Origin of the sequence: Agrobacterium sp. 10MFCol1.1, assembly GCF_000381165.1 — a bacterium.
Lineage (GTDB): Bacteria > Pseudomonadota > Alphaproteobacteria > Rhizobiales > Rhizobiaceae > Agrobacterium > Agrobacterium tumefaciens.
Map to the genome: position 1 here is coordinate 273,445 of NZ_KB906078.1, position 23,442 is coordinate 296,886.

22 protein-coding genes and 1 tRNA gene are annotated in these 23,442 nt (G+C 57.8%); 15 read left to right on the forward strand and 8 right to left on the reverse strand.

Annotated features, from left to right (window positions below):
* Nucleotides 1-173: 173 nt before the first annotated feature.
* Nucleotides 174-749, forward strand: coding sequence for a single-stranded DNA-binding protein (locus tag F617_RS0118425; RefSeq protein WP_003515262.1), 576 nt, complete (start codon nucleotides 174-176; stop codon nucleotides 747-749).
* Between the two features lie 65 nt (nucleotides 750-814).
* Here the strand turns inward: F617_RS0118425 and F617_RS0118430 are convergent, their stop codons facing one another.
* Nucleotides 815-1,963 (reverse strand): HPP family protein, encoded by a 1,149-nt coding sequence (locus F617_RS0118430; protein ID WP_019566263.1) that lies wholly within the window; start codon nucleotides 1,961-1,963, stop codon nucleotides 815-817.
* Between the two features lie 123 nt (nucleotides 1,964-2,086).
* Nucleotides 2,087-2,716: a MarC family protein gene (locus tag F617_RS0118435; protein ID WP_003515260.1), complete on the reverse strand. Its 630-nt coding sequence runs from the start codon at nucleotides 2,714-2,716 to the stop codon at nucleotides 2,087-2,089.
* A gap of 217 nt (nucleotides 2,717-2,933) precedes the next feature.
* On the opposite strand from F617_RS0118435, the gene gyrA reads away from it, so the two are divergent.
* Complete coding sequence (gene gyrA, locus F617_RS0118440; protein WP_019566264.1) at nucleotides 2,934-5,726, forward strand: DNA gyrase subunit A; 2,793 nt, start codon at nucleotides 2,934-2,936, stop codon at nucleotides 5,724-5,726.
* 94 nt (nucleotides 5,727-5,820) lie between these two features.
* Here gyrA and F617_RS0118445 read toward each other — a convergent pair whose 3' ends face one another.
* The 3 genes from F617_RS0118445 to F617_RS0118455 all read right to left on the reverse strand — a co-directional run bounded on the left by F617_RS0118445 (nucleotide 5,821) and on the right by F617_RS0118455 (nucleotide 8,539).
* On the reverse strand, nucleotides 5,821-6,081 hold the full coding sequence (locus F617_RS0118445; protein WP_019566265.1) for a hypothetical protein: 261 nt from the start codon (nucleotides 6,079-6,081) through the stop codon (nucleotides 5,821-5,823).
* A gap of 84 nt (nucleotides 6,082-6,165) precedes the next feature.
* Nucleotides 6,166-7,680 (reverse strand): D-alanyl-D-alanine carboxypeptidase family protein, encoded by a 1,515-nt coding sequence (locus tag F617_RS0118450; RefSeq protein ID WP_003515257.1) that lies wholly within the window; start codon nucleotides 7,678-7,680, stop codon nucleotides 6,166-6,168.
* A 148-nt stretch (nucleotides 7,681-7,828) separates the two neighbouring features.
* A complete protein-coding gene (locus F617_RS0118455; protein WP_019566267.1) occupies nucleotides 7,829-8,539 on the reverse strand; it encodes a hypothetical protein in 711 nt (236 codons plus the stop codon).
* A 137-nt stretch (nucleotides 8,540-8,676) separates the two neighbouring features.
* Here F617_RS0118455 and F617_RS0118460 point away from each other — a divergent pair, with 137 nt between their 5' ends.
* The 3 genes from F617_RS0118460 to F617_RS0118470 all read left to right on the forward strand — a co-directional run bounded on the left by F617_RS0118460 (nucleotide 8,677) and on the right by F617_RS0118470 (nucleotide 9,857).
* Nucleotides 8,677-8,940, forward strand: a complete 264-nt coding sequence (locus F617_RS0118460; RefSeq protein ID WP_003515255.1) for a hypothetical protein — start codon at nucleotides 8,677-8,679, stop codon at nucleotides 8,938-8,940.
* Between the two features lie 15 nt (nucleotides 8,941-8,955).
* On the forward strand, nucleotides 8,956-9,183 hold the full coding sequence (locus F617_RS0118465; RefSeq protein WP_019566268.1) for a hypothetical protein: 228 nt from the start codon (nucleotides 8,956-8,958) through the stop codon (nucleotides 9,181-9,183).
* A gap of 584 nt (nucleotides 9,184-9,767) precedes the next feature.
* A tRNA-Ser gene (locus tag F617_RS0118470) sits at nucleotides 9,768-9,857 on the forward strand.
* Between the two features lie 210 nt (nucleotides 9,858-10,067).
* Here the strand turns inward: F617_RS0118470 and F617_RS0118475 are convergent.
* Complete coding sequence (locus tag F617_RS0118475) at nucleotides 10,068-11,123, reverse strand: acyltransferase (RefSeq protein ID WP_019566269.1); 1,056 nt, start codon at nucleotides 11,121-11,123, stop codon at nucleotides 10,068-10,070.
* A gap of 284 nt (nucleotides 11,124-11,407) precedes the next feature.
* Entirely contained in the window at nucleotides 11,408-11,746 is a 339-nt protein-coding gene (locus tag F617_RS0118480) for a hypothetical protein (RefSeq protein ID WP_003515252.1), read from the reverse strand.
* Nucleotides 11,747-12,065: 319 nt separating this feature from the next.
* Between F617_RS0118480 and F617_RS0118485 the strand changes: the two genes are divergently transcribed.
* From F617_RS0118485 to F617_RS0118525, 9 genes are all read left to right on the forward strand, one after another.
* Complete coding sequence (locus tag F617_RS0118485; protein ID WP_025593441.1) at nucleotides 12,066-13,154, forward strand: septal ring lytic transglycosylase RlpA family protein; 1,089 nt, start codon at nucleotides 12,066-12,068, stop codon at nucleotides 13,152-13,154.
* A gap of 76 nt (nucleotides 13,155-13,230) precedes the next feature.
* Nucleotides 13,231-14,403, forward strand: coding sequence for a D-alanyl-D-alanine carboxypeptidase family protein (locus F617_RS0118490; protein ID WP_019566271.1), 1,173 nt, complete (start codon nucleotides 13,231-13,233; stop codon nucleotides 14,401-14,403).
* A 137-nt stretch (nucleotides 14,404-14,540) separates the two neighbouring features.
* Nucleotides 14,541-15,215, forward strand: coding sequence for a dTMP kinase (gene tmk, locus F617_RS27190; RefSeq protein WP_003515249.1), 675 nt, complete (start codon nucleotides 14,541-14,543; stop codon nucleotides 15,213-15,215).
* Nucleotides 15,208-16,233, forward strand: a complete 1,026-nt coding sequence (locus tag F617_RS0118500; RefSeq protein WP_019566272.1) for a DNA polymerase III subunit delta' — start codon at nucleotides 15,208-15,210, stop codon at nucleotides 16,231-16,233. Before tmk ends, F617_RS0118500 begins: the two co-directional genes overlap by 8 nt.
* Before the next feature lie 104 nt (nucleotides 16,234-16,337).
* Nucleotides 16,338-17,888: a methionine--tRNA ligase gene (gene metG, locus F617_RS0118505; RefSeq protein WP_003515246.1), complete on the forward strand. Its 1,551-nt coding sequence runs from the start codon at nucleotides 16,338-16,340 to the stop codon at nucleotides 17,886-17,888.
* A gap of 11 nt (nucleotides 17,889-17,899) precedes the next feature.
* Complete coding sequence (locus F617_RS0118510; protein WP_003515245.1) at nucleotides 17,900-18,682, forward strand: TatD family hydrolase; 783 nt, start codon at nucleotides 17,900-17,902, stop codon at nucleotides 18,680-18,682.
* 2 nt (nucleotides 18,683-18,684) lie between these two features.
* A complete protein-coding gene (locus tag F617_RS0118515) occupies nucleotides 18,685-19,515 on the forward strand; it encodes an MBL fold metallo-hydrolase (RefSeq protein WP_013636094.1) in 831 nt (276 codons plus the stop codon).
* A 21-nt stretch (nucleotides 19,516-19,536) separates the two neighbouring features.
* Nucleotides 19,537-21,318 (forward strand): chloride channel protein, encoded by a 1,782-nt coding sequence (locus F617_RS0118520; RefSeq protein WP_013636093.1) that lies wholly within the window; start codon nucleotides 19,537-19,539, stop codon nucleotides 21,316-21,318.
* A 177-nt stretch (nucleotides 21,319-21,495) separates the two neighbouring features.
* On the forward strand, nucleotides 21,496-22,269 hold the full coding sequence (locus tag F617_RS0118525) for a class I SAM-dependent methyltransferase (RefSeq protein ID WP_013636092.1): 774 nt from the start codon (nucleotides 21,496-21,498) through the stop codon (nucleotides 22,267-22,269).
* 65 nt (nucleotides 22,270-22,334) lie between these two features.
* On the opposite strand, the gene F617_RS0118530 is transcribed toward F617_RS0118525, so the two are convergent.
* Entirely contained in the window at nucleotides 22,335-22,715 is a 381-nt protein-coding gene (locus tag F617_RS0118530; RefSeq protein ID WP_013636091.1) for an RDD family protein, read from the reverse strand.
* 118 nt (nucleotides 22,716-22,833) lie between these two features.
* On the opposite strand from F617_RS0118530, the gene F617_RS0118535 reads away from it, so the two are divergent.
* A complete protein-coding gene (locus F617_RS0118535) occupies nucleotides 22,834-23,307 on the forward strand; it encodes a ribonuclease H (RefSeq protein WP_019566274.1) in 474 nt (157 codons plus the stop codon).
* Nucleotides 23,308-23,442 lie beyond the last annotated feature (135 nt).

Sequence of the window (23,442 nt, forward strand, 5' to 3'; positions counted from 1 at the left end):
GATGGCTTTTCGGCTCACTTGACTCGAATTTCGTGATTTAATAGAACAAAAAAGGAACAAATTGCAAGTGCGAATATACTCTCTGAGAAAGTCGGGATTATTCGCTGTGGATTGTTCCCCGTTGCGGTGCCCTTTGCGGGCGGCGATGGTTATTGTGTGCGGGATTTTTTGAAATGCAATTGCCGGTCACGATGGCTGGCGGACAGGATGACGAGATGGCTGGTAGCGTAAACAAGGTAATTCTGATTGGGAACGTTGGCGCCGATCCCGAAATTCGCCGGACGCAGGACGGCCGTCCGATCGCCAATCTGCGCATCGCCACCTCAGAGACGTGGCGGGACCGCAACAGCGGCGAGCGCAAGGAAAAGACAGAATGGCACACGGTCGTCGTTTTCAACGAAGGCCTGTGCAAGGTTGTCGAACAATATGTGAAAAAGGGCGCCAAGCTCTATATCGAAGGCCAGCTGCAGACGCGCAAGTGGCAGGACCAGACCGGTAACGACCGTTACTCAACCGAAGTGGTACTGCAGGGCTTCAACTCCACGCTGACGATGCTCGACGGTCGCGGCGAAGGTGGCGGCGGCAGCCGCAGCGGTGGCGACATCGGCGGTGGAGATTATGGCAGCGGCGGCGGTAACTACGGTGGCGGTTACGACCAGCAGCCGGCGGCCCGCGGCGGTGCCTCGCGTGGCGGCAGCCAGCCTTCCGGCGGCTTCTCCAGTGACATGGACGACGATATCCCGTTCTGATCGGGACCGTGATTGACGGGGCGGGGGCCGGTCGAACCGGTTGCCCGCTTCAAGGTCGCGACGACCTATGCCGCGGCTTTGTCCGCCAGCATCGCAACCATGACATCGGACTGCGAAAGAATACCCACCATTTTGCCGTTGGCGTCGATCACCGGCAGGTAATGCAGGCCTTCCTCCGCAAAGCGGATGATTGCTTCCTCGATCGCCGTTTCCGGCTGCACGGTTCTAACAGGCGATGTCATGATATCCTTGACGGTATCGTTGGGTGCGCTTGTGCCTGAGAGAATAAGGCGCAGGCGCTGCAGGAAACCGATGGAAGGGCGGCCGTTTCTCCAGCTAGCCTTTTCAAGAAAATCCGTCTGAGTGACGATGCCAAGGATTTCGGCCCTGTCGTTGGTCACGGGCAGAGCCTTGAAATGGCGGTTGCGCATCAGTGAATGGGCGTGGCGCAGACTATCATCCGGGGCGACGCCGACCACATCGCGCGACATGACGCTGGCGCAATCGAGATGGAGGGCGCGGCGGCGCCAGGAGCGCAATTCCGTCTTGCGCAAAATCATCTCCAGCACATAGCGATCAATATCGAGAACCTCGTCATATTCCTTCAGCACCTCGTCCAGATCGGCTGAGGAAAAGCCGATTTTCTGTATCGGAGTCGGGTCTGCCGTGCCGTGGCTGGCCTTTCCCAACCTCAGGCCGTGCGGATAGGCGCGGCCGGTGGCATTGTTATAAACGAGCGCGAGGATGAGAAGGATGAGCGAGTTTCCGGCGACCGGCCAGAGAATAAAGCCATAGCCGAGACCATGCACGGCGGGACCGCCGAGAACGGCCGTCAGCGCCACCGCGCCGCTGGGCGGGTGCAGGCAGCGCAGCGCCATCATGGCAGCAATGGCAAGGCTTATGGCAAGCGCGCTGGCAAGGAAAATATCCGGAACGAGTAGAGCCACCGTCACGCCCACGAAAGCCGACACGATGTTGCCGCAGAGGATCGACCAGGGCTGCGCAAGGGGGCTGGATGGCACGGCGAATAAAAGCACCGCCGAGGCGCCCATCGGCGCGATCATGGCGGGCAGGCTAGGGTCTAAGCGGAAAGCAAGGCTGCCCAGAAGTCCGGTCAGCGAAATGCCGACGAAGGCGCCCGCCGCAGCGCGCAGCCTTTCCCGGTTACTGACGGGAGCGGCATCCGGGATGAGGCGGCGCAGCGTGGATCGCATGGAGAGAGCTTTCTGGTGCGGAAAAAAGATGCGCGTCTTTTAACCGAGGCAGGAGCCGGATTCAAAGGGCGGATTTTTCGCAAATCCGGCCGGTTGCGGCATTTTGTTGTGAACCGATGGTCGTCAGAATGCGAAGGCCGATTTTATTCCGTCCACTACGAACTGCACGGAAAGCGCGGCAAGAAGGACGCCGAGCAGCCTTGTCAGGATCGCGCGGCCGGTATTGCCGAGAAAACGGTCCATGCGTTCCGAGACGATCAGGGTGGCGTAGACGAGGGCCATGGCGAAGGCGAGGATGAGAATAAGCACGACCATTTCGAGCGTCGTCTTCATCGTTCCCGCCAGGAGCACGGTCGCGGAAATGGCGCCAGGCCCGGCGATCAACGGCAAGGCGAGCGGAAAGACCGCCAGATTGTGCAGATGGTCCTTGGTGATGGCAATCTCCGAGGTCTTTTCCTTGCGCTCCTGGCGTTTCTCGAAAATCATCTCGAAGGAAATCCAGAACAGCAGCAGACCACCGGCGATGCGGAAGGCACCCAGCGAAATGCCGAGAAGGTTGAGGATGGTGAGACCGAACAGGGCGAAGATGGCGAGAATGCCGAAGGCGATGATCGAACCACGCAGGGCCACCTGGGCGCGCTGGTCGCGCGTCATTCCAACCGTGAGTGCGAGAAATACGGGCGCGAGACCGGGCGGATCGAGCGTGACCAGAAGTGTTGTAAGCGCGTTGATGAGCGTTTCGCTGCTGGCCATTCTTTCCCCGCCTGTTCTGTTTTTAGGCCGAAGCCTACGCAAGTCGTACTCGCTTTGAAAGGGAGCGGCGTCGCTTTTGCCAACCTAAATGGCGAAAAGCGGGGTATGTCTTGCAAATGACGCAAAAGACTGTTCAAAACTCGCCGGGAAATTGGCTTAACGTGGCTGTTTCCGCTATAAAAATCCATCCGATTCTTAACAGAGAATGTGATCCGTTTTGACTGACCAGAGCCCCCCCGGCGGCGGAAAACTTCCGCCAGGCATTGAACCGATTTCCATCATTGAGGAAATGCAGCGGTCCTATCTCGATTACGCCATGAGCGTTATCGTTTCCCGCGCGCTTCCCGATGTCCGTGACGGTCTGAAGCCGGTTCATCGCCGTATTCTTTACGGCATGTCCGAACTCGGCATCGACTGGAACAAGAAATACGTCAAATGCGCCCGCGTCACCGGTGACGTGATGGGTAAATTCCATCCGCACGGCAATGCGGCGATTTACGATGCGCTGGCGCGTATGGCGCAGGACTGGTCTCTGCGCCTGCCGCTGATCGACGGACAGGGCAACTTCGGCTCCATCGACGGCGATCCGCCGGCGGCCGAACGTTACACCGAGTGCCGTCTCGAAAAGGCAGCGCATTCGCTTCTCGACGATCTCGACAAGGAAACGGTGGATTTCCGCGACAACTATGACGGCACCTTGCATGAGCCGGTCGTCATTCCCGCGAAATTCCCGAACCTTCTGGTCAACGGTGCAGGTGGCATCGCCGTCGGCATGGCGACAAATATTCCGCCGCACAATCTTTCCGAAGTCATCGACGGCTGTATCGCCCTCATCGACAATCCGGCGATTGAGCTGCTTGAACTGATGCAGATCATTCCCGGCCCGGACTTCCCGACCGGCGCGCTCATCATGGGCCGTTCCGGCATTCGCTCAGCCTATGAGACGGGTCGCGGATCGGTCATCATGCGCGGCCGTGCGACCATCGAGCCGATGCGCGGCGACCGCGAGCAGATTATCATCACCGAGGTTCCCTATCAGGTGAACAAGGCGACGATGATCGAGAAGATGGCCGAACTGGTCAAGGAAAAGCGCATCGAGGGTATTTCCGATCTGCGCGACGAGTCCGACCGCCAGGGTTATCGCGTCGTCGTCGAGTTGAAGCGCGACGCCAATGCCGAAGTCATCCTGAACCAGATCTATCGCTACACGCCGCTGCAGACCTCCTTCGGCTGCAACATGGTGGCGCTGAACGGCGGCAAGCCTGAACAGATGACGTTGCTGGACATGCTGCGCGCCTTCGTGTCCTTCCGTGAGGATGTCGTCAGCCGCCGCACCAAGTATCTGCTGCGCAAAGCGCGCGACCGCGCGCATGTGTTGGTCGGTCTGGCGATCTCGGTTGCCAATATCGACGAAGTCATCCGCGTCATTCGTCATGCTCCCGATCCGGCTTCGGCCCGTGAGGAGCTGATGACGCGGCGCTGGCCGGCGCAGGATGTGGAAAGCCTGATCCGTCTCATCGACGATCCGCGCCACCGCATCAATGAAGACGGCACCTACAATCTCTCCGAAGAGCAGGCACGCGCCATTCTCGAATTGCGCCTTGCCCGCCTGACGGCGCTTGGCCGCGACGAAATCGGCGACGAGCTGAACAAGATCGGTGCGGAAATCAGCGAATATCTCGAAATCCTGTCTTCACGGCTGCGCATCATGCAGATCGTCAAGGATGAGCTTATTGCCATCCGCGACGAGTTCGGCACGCCACGCCGGTCCGAGATCGTTGAAGGCGGTCCTGACATGGATGATGAAGACCTCATCTCCCGCGAAGATATGGTCGTCACCGTTTCGCATCTCGGCTACATCAAGCGCGTGCCGCTGACCACCTACCGGGCACAGCGTCGCGGTGGCAAGGGCCGTTCCGGCATGGCGACGCGCGACGAAGATTTCGTCAACCGTCTCTTTGTCGCCAATACCCATACGCCGGTGCTGTTCTTCTCCTCGCGCGGCATCGTGTACAAGGAAAAGGTCTGGCGCCTTCCGATCGGTACGCCGCAGTCGAAGGGCAAGGCCCTCATCAACATGCTGCCGCTGGAACCAGGCGAGCGCATCACCACCATCATGCCGTTGCCCGAGGACGAAACGACCTGGGAAACGCTCGATGTGATGTTCTCGACGACGCGCGGCACGGTTCGCCGCAACAAGCTCGGCGATTTCGTGCAGGTCAACCGCAACGGCAAGATCGCCATGAAGCTGGACGAGGAGGGCGATGAAATCCTCTCCGTCGAAACCTGTACCGACCAGGATGACGTATTGCTGACGACGGCACTCGGCCAGTGCATCCGCTTCCCCGTCGACGATGTCCGCGTCTTCGCCGGCCGCAACTCGGTTGGCGTGCGCGGTATCAACATGGCGGATGGCGACCGCATTATCTCCATGACCATTGTGGGCCATGTGGAAGCTGAACCGTGGGAGCGTGCGGCCTACCTCAAGCGTTCGGCCACCGAGCGGCGTGCCGCCGGGGTCGATGAGGAAGATATCGCACTGGTTGGCGAGGAAGTCGCGGAAGAAGGCGAACTCAGCGAAGAGCGTTATCAGGAACTGAAGGCACGCGAAGAATTCGTGCTGACCGTCTCTGAAAAAGGCTACGGCAAGCGTTCTTCGTCTTACGACTTCCGCACATCGGGTCGTGGCGGCAAGGGCATCCGCGCCACCGATACCTCGAAGACGACGGAAATCGGCGAACTCGTTGCGGCCTTCCCGGTGGACGAAGGCGACCAGATCATGCTGGTTTCCGATGGCGGCCAGCTGATCCGTGTGCCGGTAAACGGCATCCGTATCGCAAGCCGCGCCACCAAGGGCGTGACGATCTTCTCCACCGCCAAGGATGAGAAGGTGGTTTCCGTGGAACGTATCAACGAGCCTGAGGGCGACGAAGAGGCGGAAAACGGCAATAGCGAAGATGTGGCAGACACTCTGCCGGATACGCCAGAGGCACCGGAGAGCGAGGCGTAAGCCGCCTCGTTTCTTCATTGTCAATCAACAAAAACCCCGCGGTGCACAGGCTCCGCGGGGTTTTTCTTTGTCTCGTCCGGTTATGTTCGGTTTGTCAGCGGATCCGGATATGGACCGGTGCACGCCCGCAGCGGCGGCCGACATGAAGGTGGATATTGGCTTCCGGCTGATTGGCACGCCAGGCGCGGGCGCCGTGCGACAGAAGCAGGCTGACGAGATCACGCGTCTTTGCCTTGGAGCGGTTAAGACCGAGATCGGCAATACGCATTGCCGCCTCGTGAATGGGATGCAGAACCGACAGACTGCCTTGCCCGTTGCCAGACGCAATGTCCGAATAGTTCTCGTTAACTGCCATCTTGGAAAGCCTCGCTACACATTACACAATTCGAGGAGACAGGCGATGTTTCAACAAATAAGACACCGCCTGCGCGAACGTCGATTACTGGAGTGACGCCCAGCAGCTGACGCCTTTCTTTTTCAATGCATTGCATGCATTTACCGCGGCGGCCTGGCCGTCGAAGCCGCCGAAGCGGGCGCGGTATACCTGGGAGCCTTCTCTGCTGAAGGCCACCGTGAAGGGTTTTGCGGACCGAAGGGCGGCGCCGCCTTTTTCCTGCGCATTCTGCAACAGGCCACGTGCCGAGTTTTCATCCGGCGATGCGCCAATCTGGATCACCCAGCCGCCCTGCGGAGCTTCAGCCTTTGCCGAAACGGAAGGGGTGGAGGGTACAGATGCCGGCGTGGACGCGGTGACGATATTGTCCACCTTGGTCGAGTTGGTAATCAACTTGCGGTCAGGCGCGACGGCTACCTGAGAAATAGGATCCTTGCCCTTCTGCCAGGTGGCGGCTTCCATGGCCTTTACGGCCGCATTGGAAGAGGAGCCTGCAAAGGCAGTAACCGGCGCGTCCTCGTAACGGGTCTGCGGTACGGGGCCGGCATGCGGCAGGCCGGAATCTGTCGCAGCGACAGCTGCGGACGGAGCCGCGACTGCCACAGGTGGAGCAGCAACAGCCACAGCGACTGGCTCTTCGACAGGTGCCGATCTCGTCTGCGCAATCAGGTTGCTGTTGCCGCTGCGAGAAGCCTGCGGCAGGTAGGTTGCAACAAGCTTGCGCATGGTGGCGTCACGGGCAGCGCTCGAGCGGCCGCCAAGAACGACGGCGACGATGGAGCGACCGTCTAGCTGCGCCGATGTTGCAAGATTGCTTCCGGCAGCACGGGTATAACCGGTCTTGATGCCATCTACGCCGCGAACGGTTCCCACGAGACGATTGTGGTTGCCGATGACCTGCTTGCCGAAATTGAAGGTGCGCGTGGAGAAGTAGCCGTAATATTGCGGGAAATGCTGGCGAAGGGCGATGCCAAGGCGGGCCTGGTCACGCGCCGTCGTCATCTGCGCCGTGTTTGGCAGGCCGTTGGCGTTACGATAGGTCGTGCGGGTCATGCCGAGCGCACGGGCCTTGGCGGTCATCATTCTGGCAAAACGGTCTTCGGAGCCGCCGATATATTCACCGAGTGCGGTGGCCATGTCGTTGGCGGAACGGGTGACGAGCGCAAGAATTGCCTGCTCGACCGTGATGCTGCCACCGGCGCGCACGCCGAGCTTGGAAGGAGGCTCCTTGGCGGCGTTGGCCGAAACCGGCACCTTGGAATCGAGCGAAATGCGCCCGGAATTGAGCGCCTCAAACGTAAGATAAAGCGTCATCATCTTCGTCAGCGAGGCAGGATAGCGCAGGCCATCCGGATCCTCGCCATAGAGAACCTTGCCGGTCTTGGCATCAATGACGATGCCCGCATATTTCGGGTCCGCCTGTGCGGTGCCAACGGATGTTGCGGTTATGAACGCCGCAGCAAGGGTCAACGCAACGAACCTTACCAAAGACGTCGCACCCGCTTTGCGCGAATCTGCCCCAAATAGACTTTTCAACACTGCTGAACTCTTCAATCGCATATTTCTGTTCCGCTCGGACGCGCCCCGCCCGAGTGCTCCGGGAAGAAACTTTATCGGGATGGCGTTACCAAGTGGTTTATGAAAGGTATCCACGCTCCATAAAATGCGACTTTTCGGGCGCAATCTGTCTCACGCCTTTTCACGGATTTCAGTCTTTTACGAGGCGCTGCTCGATGTAGCGTTTCACGCCTGCGTCGAGTTCTTTCCATTGCGGGAGCAAGGTTGCGGAGAATCGGTAGAACAGGCTGAGGTCCTGGCCGGCGTGGATGTCCCTCTGGCAGTCGCTGCCCGTCGACGCCTGCTGGGTTTGCGGCAGAAGGCAGCGCACGACATAGTCGCTTTCGCCTACGCGCTGCCCGGTCAATATGACTTCCTTGCCGTAACCTGCGTCGGCACGCAGGCGGTGCAGTGTGAGGCCGTGTTTCAGCGGCACAGGCTCTCCGTCCGTCAACCGGGCATAGATCGGCCCGAAACGGCCGGACATGTCCTCAGACATCGTGCTTTGCGATAGCTGGATGAAAATAAGCCCTGCTGCCTGCGCCGGATCATCGAAAACAGCGCGATTGGAGTCTTCATATCCCTTGAGATCCGGCCAGGTGAGATAAAGATCGGCCCGCTCTCGCTCTCCATCATGGCGGTCGGAAGGTACACGCAGCGTGTTTTTCGCAAGTTTCAGCCGGTCATTGCCGATTGTGATCTCCACCGCGTCGGTTGCTGTCGTGTGGCCCGCCTGAAGGATCCGCTCGCCGTACCATTTAACGCCGATATTGAGGGCAGCAACAAAGCATATAATAATGACGGCAATGATGATTGCGCGCCGTATCAGGGAGGATGAAAGCAGGGGGGCTTCGTTGTGCATGAGCTTCCGACTTGTTCTTGCCACTGGACGCGTTTTCCACACTGAAAACAGACGGGCAAAGCTTTAACCTGCGGCGATCGCCATTGAAATGCTGTTTTGCCGCTGCTACCTGATAGGGTGCAAGCAAAGGACGGCATATGGCAGCGCGCGACAGATATTCCCGGAAACTCGAATGTTCCAAATGCGGTCATCAGGGTTTTGCCGAGGTGTCGGAATCGGATGAGAAAGACCGCCGTAACCTTGATTTTCGCGTTGATGAAATGCCGCGTGGATTCCGCACCGAGCGTGCCTCGGTCGATCCAACGGAATTCATGATCCGCTGCGGTCAGTGCGGTAACATATTCCGTTTCCTGCAAAAAACCGCCTATGCGCCGGGAGGCGAACCGCGCGTCAAGGCCTAAACGGAAGGTACCGGGATGACTGTACCGCAACAACCCAATGGGGCGCCGCCTAGGCGCAAGCCAATCTGGCCGTGGATCGTGCTGCTGGTGCTGACGCTTTGCGCCATCTATTGCTACAATCGCGCCAACGAGATCATTATGGAGTTTTCCGACACGTTACCGCCGGCGCTGCTGAACCTTTTCGAGGATATTTTCCGGGGCGGTTTTCGGCACGGCGATGGCGGACCGAGCATCGGTGTCTAAACCATAAAGCAGGTAACGCACACCCAGCCTTTATCCGCCGGTCGCAGTTTTTCGGTAGTATAAAAGAAAAAAGCCCCGCAAACGGGCGGGGCAGGTTGATCGCTCGGGGAAAGTTGGGCAATGCCCGGGAGCGATGCGGCTATATAAATGACAATATTACTGACGCGATAGGCCACTTCCGTCCCAAACAGTACGCCTACGCATAAAATTTGCTCAAGCAGGAGGAATTTAGGAAGATCAACTGTCCAAATCTGTCAGGCAACTTGACAGGAGGTCGTTTTATTCTTCGATTGCCTCGAATTGCACATATTCGCGCCTAACATAACTGGACATGAGCAGACGCATGGATAAATCCGGAATCTTCTTCGTGGCGCTTTTATTGGTGCTTGTGGCAATCGTGCTAAGTCTGGCGCTATTCCACTCGCCTCAGCAAAGTCCGGCACTTCCTTCGGGCGAGGGGTCTCTGCTGCCGCCTGCAACGACACAAGGACAATGAGTTGCTGACGGATGCGAAGAGGCTGTGCGCGCGTGCGCCATCGGGATTGACGGCCTTTTTCAAAACGCTATAAAGCCTCACCACCGATGGATGGGTGTCCGAGTGGTTTAAGGAACCGGTCTTGAAAACCGGCGTGCGTGAGAGCGTACCGTGGGTTCGAATCCCACCCCATCTGCCACTTTCGTGTCGCATATGTTCTCATTGGCCCTTGCGCGCCTCCCGTCGCAGCAGGTTCCAAACCCTGCGACCAAGATCCTCTTATCGTCCAGCGCGTGCTTATCACTGAGGGATTGCCGCCGAAGGGACTGCTTGCGGTCTGAGATGGCATGCTCATTTCGCGATATTGTCACAGTTCCACCCGTTGTCGATCGGTATCTCTACGTGTGACCTAAGCGGTGGCACTTATTGTCCGATGCTCCTGCGCCGCCGGCTTGAGACGCTTGGCCAAAGGTCGCTCGACAAATCTCTCAAAGACATAAGCTGCGGCAACGACTATCAGGGGGAAAGTCAGCCAAAGCGTTATGTACGCGCCATCCGTCCTATCTAGACCAGCAATTCTTCTGATGATTGGGAAATAGACGTAGATCATCGGAACGTGCAGCAAATAGATTGCGAAAGATAGACGCCCGAGGGCATGCATGAGCCTCCCGCTGCGTAGATCAGAACATAGTAACACTAGCCCCGACGTCAGCAGCAAGATGATAGTGTCTGCTATGGCTCCTGACGATGAATGCGCGACGATTAACGCAAAGATTACCAAGAAAATGGCGCGCGTGCCTCGATTTTTAATGTGCTGCGATCCAATCGCCAGTGAAAAATGGCCTAATATCGCCCCGTAGAAAAAAAGCGGTATGGCGCGAACAAGAGCCAAGTCCTCATGTAAGTGCGCAATCGACTTTCCTAATAAAACAAAAACGACGATCGCTGCTGCAGACAACCAAAAAGTAGCTCCCACCAAGATATGGTGCGGACTGCCAACCTTTGGGAAATAGGGAATGGAAAAGGCATAGATCGCGTAGCAGACTAAGAGTGCAGACAGCGTCCACGTGGGTACGTTCCAAGCCTGATCCGTAAAAATAAAACTATTAGTCAGGAATAGTTGCGACACGAATGCGGAGGGCGCAAAAAATGAAGGGTCGTTAGTTGTAAATCCAGCCGCCTTTGTGAGCAGAAAGTAACATAGAAAAAGCATCATGATTATTGCGTGTGGTGGCCACAAGCGAAGTAATCGACCCCTCATGAAATCACGGGGAGAAAGTTTTTTCGATTGGAGTTTTTCTTTATATGCGATTGCTATGATGAAACCCGACGAGATTATAAAGAAGTCGGTTCCGATCCAGCCTTTGTGGAAAATTGGAGAGACCACCCGCAAATCCCACGGTGAAACCACCAGCATGTGATAGACAACAATATACAATGAAACCAAAAATCTAAGTGCTGACATAATAATTACCTCAAATATAAGTAATATATTAAATCAGCATTTTCTTACGGGTCAACATCTTTCACTAGGCGCTCGATTGCATCGCAATATTCTTCGCATGGACGATTTCAACGCGGTAGGTGCTTAAACGTGGCAGACACCCCATCTGCCATAAAATTCCAAACAGACAGTTTGAAATCAACAGGACCGGCAGCGTTAGCGACGCGGTGTACTTTAGCTTGGAAATTTCTTGTATCACCGAAATGAAGAAACCCGCCTGTCGGCGGGTTCCGTTGATTAGTGTATTAGAGTTCAGGACAGCCGCGTTCATTCGCGAATGTGATGCGCTCCGGTCCTCGGCGGGTGAAGCCCTGGACGACGACGCGACCGGGGGTGACGCGCACGATTTCGGGGTCGCGCAGGCCTGCCTCGCGGGCGGCGGCGCGGGCTTCGCGTTCGCCGCAGCCACGCATGCGCGGAGGTCCTCGTCGGTCCATGTCGCGGTCGCGATCACGTATAACCGGGCGAACGCCGTCTGGGCCGATCCGCAGCTCCATGTCCTGCGCACTTGCGTGAATAGGCGCGGCAATGGACACCAACGCGATGCCGAGTGCCAGGCCGGCGGTTTTTATTGACTTGATCATGTTCCCTCACTCAGCCGAAAACCGGCGGAAGCTCGTGTGTTTGCGAGGGGAAAACGCGGTCGGGCTTCGTTTGTTCCTTGAGCAGGAGACATCTCGAGACCGCGCGTTTACAGGCGCGTCGGGCTTCCCGCGCTGCGGAAAAGACATAAATCGTTAACCACGTTCATTACAATTTTATCGAATTTGCAGAAGTCGTTCGCATTTTTGCCACGTTATGCACAAGATTAAGCGACTGTTAGGTGCTTCGATGGCAGGGGCATGCATCGAGGCAAATGAGGGTGCGGTTCTTCGAGCCTGCAAGCAGCGTGGGGCAGACGATTTGAAATCTACGGTCAAGAAACTCGGCATCAACGCCAGATCGGGCGTGAAGTGGCTTGCAATTTCCGTGCTTTGCGCCGCGACAGCCTCGTGTTCCACCACCTCTGAGACCAAACCGAAGCAGAAGCGCAGCAAGGAATATTTCTCCGAATCGGAATATGGCGTCAAAGCCAGCCCGCGCGTGGCCGACGGTCAGAATATTCCCAAGGGCGGCGGGCGCGAGCTTCTCGGCAATGCCTATACCGTCAAGGGCCGACGTTATTTTCCGAAGGAAGAGCCGGGTTACAACAAGACCGGCCTTGCCTCCTGGTATGGTTCCGCCTTCCACGGCCGCCTGACGGCAAATGGCGAGGTCTATGACAAGGAACATCTTTCCGCTGCGCATCCGACATTTCCCCTGCCGAGCTATGCGCGTATCACCAATATGGAAAACGGTGCATCGGTTCTGGTGCGCGTCAACGATCGCGGACCCTTCCATGAAGGTCGCCTGATCGATGTTTCCAGCAAGACCGCAGATCTTCTCGACATGAAGGGCACTGGAACGGCGAATGTGCGGGTGCAATATGCAGGCCGCGCGCCGCTTGATGGGCACGACATGCCTTATCTGATGGCGTCCTATGTTCCGAAGGGCTCTCGTTCTCCGGGTGTTGCGCCGGAAGGGCAGATCGCGACTGGTGTCATGGTGGCTTCGGCTTCGCCGAATTTCGTGCCGGCCCCGACATCAAACCCGAATTACGGTGCTTCGACGCAGACGGCGCTGGTTGGCACCAAAAAGAATGCAGCGCTCCAGGCCATGCCGCTGGTCAACGGCCCCGCACCGGCCTTCGAACAATTTGCAATCCTGCCGGAAATCGGTCCGTTCCTGGCGGAACGCCCGGAAGGCAATTTCACGCGTGAGCCGGCAGCACCTGGCGGCAACTATCTGCGCGTGCCAACGCCGTCGTCCAAATATGCAGCGGCTTATTCCGAGGAATCCTCTGCGGTTTCGAGAACCTCACGTGCGTTCGACAGCGTGCTCGTCGATCGCGGAGCGCTTAACGAGGATTCCATACTTGCCCACGTGAAGCGTCAGCAGGCGAAGACGCGCTGACGGGTTGAAGAGTTTATGGCTGACTTGCGTTTTCGTCGCGAGCGGCGGGTTGCGGCAGGGAAAGCTGGGCGGTTTCATGCACAAGGCCATTCATCGTTCTTTTCTCCCGGTCGCGGCAGCGCTCGCATTTGCGTTTTTCGGTAACGGTCCGGCGCAAGCGCAAACGCAAACAGCACCTTTCATCGCCAAGGCCGAACAGGCCTATATGATCGATGCCGAAACCGGCACGGTGCTGCTTTCCCAGAATGAAAATCAATCCTTTCCGCCCGCTTCGCTTGCCAAGCTGATGACTGTTGAGGTGATGCTGGATGCGCTGGCCAAAGGGCAGGTAACGCCCGAGACAGCTTATCCCGTTTCTGAATATGCCTGGCGCACGGGTGGTGCGCCGTCGCGGACCTCGACCATGTTTGCAGCGCTGAAATCTTCCGTCAGCGTCAACGATCTTCTGACGGGAATTATCGTGCAGAACGCCAATGATGGCTGCATCATTGTCGCCGAAGGCATGGCAGGGTCCGACTCCGGTTTCGCCAAGCGCATGACGGTGAGAGCCGGCGAACTCGGCATGAACCGCAGTGTCTTTGCCAATTCGACGGGTCTTCCCGATCCGGGCAACCAGACGACCGCGAAGGATATGGTGCTTCTCGCCCAGCATCTGCGCGATACCTATCCCGATCGCTATGGGCTTTTCACCAAGCCGGATTTCGAATGGAACCGGATTTTCCAGCGCAACAAGAACTCGCTGCTGGGTAACGGCATAGACGGTCTCGGGCTTGGTTTTGCGGAAGGCAGCGGTTTCGCGGCAGTCGTTTCGGCAGAGCGGGAAGGGCGCCGGGTCTATCTGGCGCTTGGCGGCATCGCCGACGACAAGACGCGGCAGGACGAAGCACGCCGGGTGGTTGACTGGGGGCTGACGGCCTTCGAAAAACGCCATCTTTTTGCAAAGGACGAAGCCGTCGGTTCAGTCAGCGTCTACGGTGGCGATGTCTCGCATATAGACCTGTCGCCCCGGGAAGATGTCAGCGTGCTGGTACCGGTCAATAATCCCGAGCGTATTTCCGGGCGGATCGTCTATCGCTGGCCGCTCAATGCGCCGCTCGACACTGGTGCGAATGTCGGCACACTCAAGGTTTTTTCGGGCGAAAGACTTTTGCGGGAAGTGCCGCTTTACACGAGAACGGCAGTCGGCAAGGGCACGTTGACGCAGAATGCAGCCGGGGCGCTCAAGGAATTGCTGCTGTTCTGGCTCTGATGCCTATCCCGCAAGCCGCAACTTTCCCTATGCTTTTGTTCAGACACCGGATTTTCTGAAAAGCGCTTCACACTTTTCGGTTCGATGCTGTAAACAGGCATTTCGATATTTCTGAGAATTCCTCACAGGACGTGACATTGGCCGAAAAGACCGGATTGTTCATCAGCTTCGAGGGCGGCGAAGGCGCTGGCAAGTCGACGCAGATTCGCACGCTTGCCGAGGCGCTTCGCGACCGTGGTTTCGATGTGATCGTAACCCGTGAGCCGGGCGGTTCGCCGGGGGCAGAGGCCGTTCGCCATGTTCTGCTGTCGGGTGCTGCCGAATCCTTCGGCGTGCGCATGGAGGCAATCCTGTTTGCGGCAGCGCGCAACGACCATGTCGAGGAGGTCATTCGCCCGGCACTAGAACGTGGCGCAATCGTGCTTTGTGACCGGTTTCTTGATTCCTCACGTGTCTATCAGGGTACGACCGGCAATCTGGAGCCGGATTTCATCGAGACGCTGCAACGCGTTGCTATTGATGGCGTCGTACCGGAACTGACGTTGATCTTCGATATCGCCGCCGAAAAGGGCCTTGCCCGGGCCAGAAAGCGTGCGGATGAGGGTGCCGCACCGGACCGTTTCGAAAAAGAGGAAATCGAGACCCACGAGAAGCGGCGTGAAGCCTATCTGGATATTGCGCTTGCCGAGCCGCGTCGTTGTCGGATCGTCAATGCCGATCAGCCGGAAGAAAAGGTGACGGAAGACGTCATGTCATTTGTCGAGCCTTTGCTCGAGCGGCTGGAGACTGCGGCGGGGACGGCGCATGAGTGAGGTTCAGGGCGTTCTCGACGGCGCAATTGCGCCGCAGCAGAACACGAAGCTTTTCGGCCATGGCGAAGCGGAGGCGTTTCTTGCGCAGTCCTATCGCTCCGGCAAGGGCCACCATGCGATCCTGATCGAAGGCCCTGAAGGCATTGGTAAGGCAACACTCGCTTTCCGTTTCGCCAACCACGTACTTACCCATCCCGATCCAGCCACAGCACCGGATTTCCTGGCCGATCCCGATACGGAATCGCTTGTCAGCCGGCAGATAACGTCGGGTGCGTCGCATAATCTGCTGCATCTGACCCGCCCGGCGGATGAAAAGACCGGCCGCGTGAAATCCGCCATCACGGTGGATGAGGTGCGGCGGGCAGGGCACTTCTTCTCGCAGACCTCGGGCACAGGCAATTGGCGTATCGTCATCATCGATCCGGCTGACGATCTAAACCGCAATGCCGCAAACGCCATTCTGAAAATACTGGAAGAGCCGCCAAAGCGGGCGATGTTCCTCGTTTTGTCGCATGCGCCGGGCAAATTGCTGCCGACCATCCGCTCGCGCTGCATGCCGCTCCGGCTGCTGCCGCTTTCGGATGCGGATATGGTGAAGTCGCTCGATCATCTCGGTATCAGCCCGGCTGGCGAAAAGCGGGATGCGCTGCTTTCCGCCTCCAAGGGCAGCGTCGCGCAGGCGTTAAAACTGATGAATTACGGCGGCTCCGACATTGTGGAGGCGCTCGCCTCCGTCATGACGGCCGAAGGGCCCGGTGCACGCAAGCAGATGCACAAGCTTGCCGAAGTTCTGGCACAGAAGGACGGCGATATTGTTCTCGGCTTCTTCATGGAGCACGTGACGGAGGAGTTGATGGCGCGAGCGAGAGCGGCGGCGATGGCCGGTGATATCGCGGCGGCAGAGAAACATGCGCGCCTTTCGTCGACGCTTTCGGAACGCATTACCGTGGCGCAGGCCTATAATCTCGACAAGAAGCAGATGGTGCTTTCCATTCTGGAAGATGTTCGCGGCGTGTGAGACCCAAGAGATCGTACGGAACGTACGCTTTTGCTTTCGCTGTTGCGAACAATCGTTTAAGAGCGGTCTATCCAAAAAACAGCCTGTAAAGTCGATAGACCGTCATGACAGACAAGACACCCTTCTACATCACCACCGCAATCTCCTATCCTAACGGCAAGCCGCATATCGGCCATGCCTACGAACTGATTGCGACGGATGCCATGGCACGCTTTCAGCGCCTGGACGGAATGGATGTTTTCTTCCTGACCGGCACCGACGAACACGGCCAGAAGATGCAGCAGACAGCGCGGGCGGAAGGCATTTCGCCGGAAGAGCTGGCGCAGCGCAATTCCGACCAGTTCCGCGAGATGGGCAAGCTGCTCAACGCCTCGAACGACGATTTCATCCGCACCACGGAAGAACGTCACCATGAGACCTCGCGCAATATCTGGAACCTGATGGCCGACAGCGGCGACATCTACAAGGACAGCTACGCCGGCTGGTATTCCGTGCGCGACGAGGCCTATTACGGCGAGGACGAGACGGAAGTGCGCGCCGACGGCGTTCGCTATGGGCCGCAGGGCACGCCCGTCGAATGGGTCGAGGAGGAGAGCTATTTCTTCAAGCTCTCGGAATATCAGGACAAGCTGCTGAAGCTCTACGAGGAGAACCCGGATTTCATCGGTCCCGCTGAGCGTCGCAACGAGATCATCTCCTTCGTCAAATCCGGCCTCAAGGACCTGTCGATTTCCCGCACGACATTCGACTGGGGCATCAAGGTTCCTGATGACCCGAAGCACGTCATGTATGTCTGGGTCGATGCGTTGACCAACTACATTACCGCTACGGGTTACATCGAAGACAAGAACGGTCCGCGCGCAAAATATTGGCCGGCCGACGTGCATATCATCGGCAAGGACATCATTCGCTTCCACGCGGTCTATTGGCCGGCTTTCCTGATGAGCGCCAAGCTGCCGCTGCCCAAGCGGGTTTATGCGCACGGCTTCCTGCTCAACAAGGGCGAGAAGATGTCTAAGTCGCTCGGCAACGTCGTCGATCCGGTCAATCTGGTCAACCATTTCGGTCTCGATCAGGTCCGCTATTTCTTCATGCGCGAAGTCTCCTTCGGCCAGGACGGCAGCTATAGCGAAGAGGGCATCGCCACCCGCATCAACGCAGATCTTGCCAATGGCATCGGCAATCTGGCCAGCCGTTCGCTGTCGATGATCGTCAAGAATTGTGACGGACAGATCCCGACGCCCGGGCCGTTGACCGATGAAGACAAGGCGATGCTCGCCTCCGCCGACGGGCTTCTGGCACTCTGCCGTGAGGAGATGGGCAAGCAGCTCATCCATCGCGCGCTTGCGGCCATCATCGCCGTCGTTTCGGAAACCGACCGCTATTTCGCGTCGCAGGAGCCGTGGGCTCTGAAGAAGACCGACCCAGAACGCATGGGCACCGTGCTTTACGTGACGGCGGAAGTCGTCCGCCAGATCGGCATTCTGTTGCAGCCCTTCATGCCGGGATCCTGCGAGAAGCTGCTCGATCTCGTCGCTGCCCCTGCCGACAAACGGGATTTTGCCGCACTCGGCGAAGCCGGACGTCTGGTTCCGGGAACGCCGCTTGAGGCACCGAAGCCGGTCTTCCCGCGTTACGTCGCACCGGAAGCGTGAAGGCGACGACCATGCTGATCGATACGCATTGCCATCTGGATTTTCCCGATTTCGAGGCTGAGCGCGACGATATCATCGCCCGCGCCCATGCTTCCGGCGTTGCCCAGATGGTGACGATCTCGACCCGGGTGCGCCGTCTGCCCGAGCTTCTGAAGATTGCGGAAAAATATCCGTCGGTTTTCTGCTCGGTCGGCACGCATCCGAACAATGCCGACGAAGAACTCGACATTTCGGCCGACGAGCTTGTGCGGCTTGCCGAGAGCCACGACAAGATCGTGGCGATCGGCGAGGCGGGGCTGGATTATTTCTACGACACGCAAAAGCCGGAAGACCAGAAGACCGGCCTCGTTCGCCACATCGAGGCGGCGCGGAGAACCAAGCTTCCGCTCGTCATCCACAGCCGCAGCGCTGATGAGGACATGGCTGCGATTCTGCGTGAAGAAAGCGACAAGGGTGCTTTTCCCTTTATTCTGCACTGCTTTTCCGCAGGTCCCGATCTCGCCAAAACCGGCGTCGAACTTGGCGGTTACGTATCCTTTTCCGGCATTCTGACGTTCCCGAAATCGCAGGATATCCGCGATATTGCAGCCACCGTGCCGCTCAACCGTCTCTTGGTGGAAACGGATGCGCCTTATCTCGCGCCCAAGCGTTGGCGCGGCAAGCGCAATGAGCCTTCTTATGTAGTAAACACGGCAGAAGTGCTGGCCGAGGTACATGGCATCTCGTTCGAGCGCATGGCCGAAATCACCACCGAGAATGCTTTCCGCTGCTTTTCGAAGATGACAAGGGTGTAGGCGTGGCAATCTACCGTCGCCGCTTTACGGTTCTCGGATGTTCGTCGTCTCCCGGCGTACCGCGCATCAACGGCGACTGGGGCGCCTGCGATCCTGAAAACCCCAGGAATCGGCGTACTCGTGCGGCCTTCATGGTGGAGCAGATCGGGCCTGATGGCGGTAAGACCACCGTCGTCATCGACACTGGGCCTGATTTTCGCGAGCAGATGATTGCCGCCAAAGTGGAGGCAGTCGATGCGGTTCTATACACTCATGCCCATGCCGACCATTTGCACGGTATTGACGATCTGCGCATCTATTTCGCCATTCAGCAGAGCCGCATTCCGATCTATGCCGATCCAGTCACCATGGCGCGCATCTGGGATGGTTTTGCCTATTGCCTGGAAACGCCTCCGGGCAGCAGTTATCCGCCGATCGTCGAGCCGCGGATCATCGCCGATATCGACGCGACCCTGATCATCGACGGGGCAGGCGGGTCGATACCTTTCAACGTGCACATGCAGCAGCATGGTGACGTGCACTCGCTCGGCTTCCGGATTGGCAATGTCGCCTATTGCACCGATGTCAGCGATTTTCCGGTCGAAAGCGTGCCCAAGCTTGCCGGTCTCGACGTCCTCGTCATCGATGCGCTGCAGCACCGCTATCACCCCAGCCATCTCTCGCTCGAACAGGCGCTCGGCTGGATCGATAGATTTGCACCCAAAAGGGCGATCTTGACCCATATGCACATTCCGCTCGATTATGACACGGTGATGCGCGAAACGCCTGATCATGTTGAACCGGCTTACGACCAGATGCGTTTCGAAGTCGAACTTGAGATTGAAGCGCCCTAATACCGCCTGAAAAGGAACAGCATGTCGACCCGGCCTTTCCGTGCACCCAGTATGGCGAGCTTCTTCGACAATCTGCGCTCCAGTCGCCTGCGGGCGATGTTCCGGCGCGGCGAGCTGGGGCTGGTGGCTCTCGCCGTCCTCATCGGCATAGCGGCCGGCCTTCTGGTGGCGCTGATTGGCGGATTGAGTACGGCCCTTCATGTGCTGGTCTTCGGTGTCGAGCGGCTGAGCAGCAGTGAACTCTCCGGCTGGATCGTGCTTGCCGGGCCGGTCATTGGCGGCATCGTACTCGGCCTGATCCTCTTCATTCTTTCGAAAACCCGCAAAAAGCCGATGGTCGACCCTATCGAGGCAAATGCGCTGCATGGCGGACGCCTTTCGCTGACGGACAGCATCATCGTCTGCGTGCAGAACATCGTCTCAAACGGTTTCGGCGCATCTGTCGGGCTTGAGGCAGGCTATACGCAGATCGCCAGCGGTGTGGCCTCCAAGATCGGTATCAAGCTGAAGCTGAGACGAGGAGACATGCGCATCCTCGTCGGCTGTGGTGCTGCTGGTGCCATTGCCGCTGCCTTCAACGCGCCTCTGACCGGGGCATTCTATGCCATAGAACTCATCATCGGCACCTATACCGTCGTGACACTCGCGCCGCTCATTGTCTCGGCGCTGGTGGCCAGCATCGTGGCAGGGCTTATCGGCGGACATGGCCTGTCCATCGATATCTATGATGCCAGCCGTGTGACGCCGCCGGATTATGTACCGGCCATCTTTCTCGGCGTGGTATGTGCGTTTATCGGCATCGTGCTGATGCAGACGGTCTCCCTTATCGAGGAAACGGCCCGCAAAAGCGCCATTCCCGGCTGGCTGCGTCCAACAATCGGTGGCGTGGCGGTGGGCGCACTTGCGCTGATTTCACCGCAGGTCCTGTCGAGCGGCCACGGTGCGCTCCATCTCAACATCGATGCCGATCTGACGATATACGGGCTGGCCGGGCTTTTCCTGCTGAAGGCTGCGGCGAGCGCGATTTCCATCGGCTCGAATTTCCGCGGCGGTCTGTTTTTTGCCTCGCTGTTCATGGGGTCGCTGGTCGGCAAGATTTTCGCACTCTGCGCACCCTATATCGGCTATGGCTCGACAGCACCCGTGGTCTACGCCGTGGTCGGCATGAGTGCTTTTGCCGCCGCCATTATCGGCGGTCCTCTGACGATGACGTTTCTGGCGCTGGAACTGACCGGAGACTTCCAGATCACGGCTTTGGTGCTCGCGGCCGTCATCACGACATCGCTCGTGGTACGCACCACCTTCGGTTACTCCTTCGCCACCTGGCGTTTTCACCTGCGGGGCGAAAGCATTCGCAGCGCCCACGATATCGGCTGGATCCGCGACCTGACGGTGGGCAAGATGATGCGCGCCGATATTCGCAAGGCCAATGTCAGCATGGGTCTTCCCGCGTTCAAGGAGAAGTTTCCGCTAGGCTCGACGCAGCGGGTTATCATGACACATGATGACGGGCGTTATGCCGGCATGGTCCTCGTGCCGGAAATCTACGCCGATCCGATGGATCGCGATCCCTCGAAGATCAGCCTCGAGACCTACCTCAATTACAAGAACGACGTGCTGCTGCCGGCGATGAACGCACGTCAGGCGGCGGCAGCCTTCGATGCTACCGAAAGCGAAGCTCTGGTTGTCGTCAACGACAAGATCGAAAACCGACCCGTGGGCCTGCTGACGGAAAGCCATACGCTGAGGCGGTATAGCGAAGAGCTCGAGCAAAGGCGCCGGGAGGCATCAGGAGAGTTATAAATCACATCAGGAAACTGCGCTTATATGTTGAAATAAATAGTTTTATCGCGGTTTACATCTTGGCAAACAGACTTGTGATTTTCCAGTGATGTCGCATGGGCTAACTTGGCATCACATTGTGAAGCAAGCTGTCATTCGCCGCAGCGGATGCGATTTGAGTAGTCAAAGGAATAGACCATGGATGGCGGCAACTTCGATCTCAAGGAGGAAATCCGCGATTATTGGTCGAAAAGATCAGAGACTTTCGATCTGGCCTTTGGACACAAGATAGCAGCCGGCGCCGAGGCCAATGCATGGCAGAAGCCGATCCGCGACCTGGTGGGACCTGAGCCGAAACATATCCTTGAACTGGCCTGTGGCACCGGCGAGGTGACGCGGCTTATTCATGATCTCGGCCACGAGGTCACGGCACTCGACTTTTCAGAAGCGATGTTATCCGTAGCGCGCGCCAAACATGCGGGAAAACCAAGGCTACGTTTCGTGATGGCGGATGCCGAAAACACCATGGAGCCGGATGCGTCCTATGATGCGATCATTTGCAGGCATCTGGTCTGGACACTGACGCAGCCTGAGGAGACCTTCCGCGAGTGGTTCAGGCTGCTTCGTCCGGGCGGTCGGCTCCTGTTTTTCGATGGTGACTGGGCAACGCCAAAACCGGCAGGGCGTCTTGCCAGCCTTTTGATCCGGCTCATCGATCTTTCGGTGGGGGCCGACAAGAATTACGATGGCGCCCAAAGCAGCCATCATGCCGCAATCATGAAGGCGCTTCCGTTCGGGCAGGGGTTGCGCCCGCAGATGCTGACGCCGCTCCTGATCGCCGCCGGCTTTACCGGCATCGAACTGCACTCACATGCCCCGATTGCGAGAGCGCAGCGGAAAAACACCAACCTGCGCAACAGGCTGCGAACTTTCGTCTACCGTCGTTTCATCCTGACCTGCCGCCGTCCTTGAAACGGGACTGGTAATGGGAAACGGGAAAGGTGAGGGGCCGAGTGTGAAATCACACAACCACAAACTCAGCGGTCCTTCACAATAGCACCACCCGAGAAATGGTCGCGGTACCAGGGCAGAAACCATATTGCGAGCGGGCCGAAGACCATGCGATAGAGCGCTTGCGTAAAAGTCAGTCTTTCGCCGGTGCGCCGGACGACCTTTAATCGCATTAGCAGTTTTCCGGGAGTTGCCATGAAGGCGCTGCTTTCGAAGGCCGGGAAATAGCAAAACAACACGGATGCCAGCCATAAAAGCGTTACGCCCATCAGAGGTGTCGGCGGTTGCCCCGCTGGAGCGTCCATATATTGCGGTAGCCACTCTGCGGCGATGAATGTCGGTGCAAACGCCACACTGATGAGCAAGATGAGATCGACTATTCCTGCGACGATGCGTTTGAAGATCATGTTTCATCCCTGGACGTGAATCTGACTCGAATAAGATGATTGTACAAGCTATCTACAGAAAACACCCGAAAGCGCTGTCAGTCTTTCCAAACGCCTTTGACGCAAGGAAATGAGCTACATGACTGCTCCACTCGTCATCTACGCGGATGGTTCATACGACCCCGTTGCATTATCGGGAAGCTGGGCATTCATCGTGTTTGAAACCGAGCGGCAGATCCATGCTGCGCGAGGAACGGAAATCGGACTTACGAACAATTCGTTTGAAGTCATGGCGGTCATGAATGCACTTTTGTGGCTCGATGCACAGGCTCCAGGCCGGCCAGCCAAGCTCTGGACAGACTCCGCTCACGTGATGGAAGGTTGCCATCGCTGGCGCGAAATCTGGCGGAGCAACGGGTGGAAGCGCATCAATCCAGATTCGCGAAAACGCAAACGACAGATACCAGATGGCGGTCTGTGGCAGAATGTGGATCGTTTGCTCCTTTGTAATCCGAACGCCGAGATAGCGTGGTGCAAGGGACATTCCGGTATAGCCGGGAACGATCTCGCGGATGCTTTGGCCCGTACCAAGATGGTGGATGGGGGCAATTAGTCTCACGCCAACCGGTCTATAGACACACGCCAGCAGCTTGTTCTTGTTGAAGTAGCGGAGCCTCAAGCTGTCCGCCCGCACATGAACAAAATTGGGGCGTTATCAGCCCTGCAATCCACGCCAGTATGGTGCCGC

Coding starts and splice junctions, on each gene's coding strand:
- F617_RS0118510 (WP_003515245.1), top strand. CDS start 17,900: ATGCTGATCGATACGCATTGCCATCTGGATTTTCCCGATTTCGAGGCT.
- F617_RS0118530 (WP_013636091.1), bottom strand. CDS start 22,715: ATGATCTTCAAACGCATCGTCGCAGGAATAGTCGATCTCATCTTGCTC.
- F617_RS0118445 (WP_019566265.1), bottom strand. CDS start 6,081: ATGGCAGTTAACGAGAACTATTCGGACATTGCGTCTGGCAACGGGCAA.
- F617_RS0118455 (WP_019566267.1), bottom strand. CDS start 8,539: ATGCACAACGAAGCCCCCCTGCTTTCATCCTCCCTGATACGGCGCGCA.
- metG (WP_003515246.1), top strand. CDS start 16,338: ATGACAGACAAGACACCCTTCTACATCACCACCGCAATCTCCTATCCT.
- F617_RS0118475 (WP_019566269.1), bottom strand. CDS start 11,123: ATGTCAGCACTTAGATTTTTGGTTTCATTGTATATTGTTGTCTATCAC.
- F617_RS0118490 (WP_019566271.1), top strand. CDS start 13,231: ATGCACAAGGCCATTCATCGTTCTTTTCTCCCGGTCGCGGCAGCGCTC.
- F617_RS0118480 (WP_003515252.1), bottom strand. CDS start 11,746: ATGATCAAGTCAATAAAAACCGCCGGCCTGGCACTCGGCATCGCGTTG.
- F617_RS0118425 (WP_003515262.1), top strand. CDS start 174: ATGCAATTGCCGGTCACGATGGCTGGCGGACAGGATGACGAGATGGCT.
- F617_RS0118435 (WP_003515260.1), bottom strand. CDS start 2,716: ATGGCCAGCAGCGAAACGCTCATCAACGCGCTTACAACACTTCTGGTC.
- F617_RS0118465 (WP_019566268.1), top strand. CDS start 8,956: ATGACTGTACCGCAACAACCCAATGGGGCGCCGCCTAGGCGCAAGCCA.
- F617_RS0118460 (WP_003515255.1), top strand. CDS start 8,677: ATGGCAGCGCGCGACAGATATTCCCGGAAACTCGAATGTTCCAAATGC.
- F617_RS0118500 (WP_019566272.1), top strand. CDS start 15,208: ATGAGTGAGGTTCAGGGCGTTCTCGACGGCGCAATTGCGCCGCAGCAG.
- F617_RS0118450 (WP_003515257.1), bottom strand. CDS start 7,680: ATGCGATTGAAGAGTTCAGCAGTGTTGAAAAGTCTATTTGGGGCAGAT.
- F617_RS0118430 (WP_019566263.1), bottom strand. CDS start 1,963: ATGCGATCCACGCTGCGCCGCCTCATCCCGGATGCCGCTCCCGTCAGT.
- F617_RS0118520 (WP_013636093.1), top strand. CDS start 19,537: ATGTCGACCCGGCCTTTCCGTGCACCCAGTATGGCGAGCTTCTTCGAC.
- F617_RS0118535 (WP_019566274.1), top strand. CDS start 22,834: ATGACTGCTCCACTCGTCATCTACGCGGATGGTTCATACGACCCCGTT.
- F617_RS0118525 (WP_013636092.1), top strand. CDS start 21,496: ATGGATGGCGGCAACTTCGATCTCAAGGAGGAAATCCGCGATTATTGG.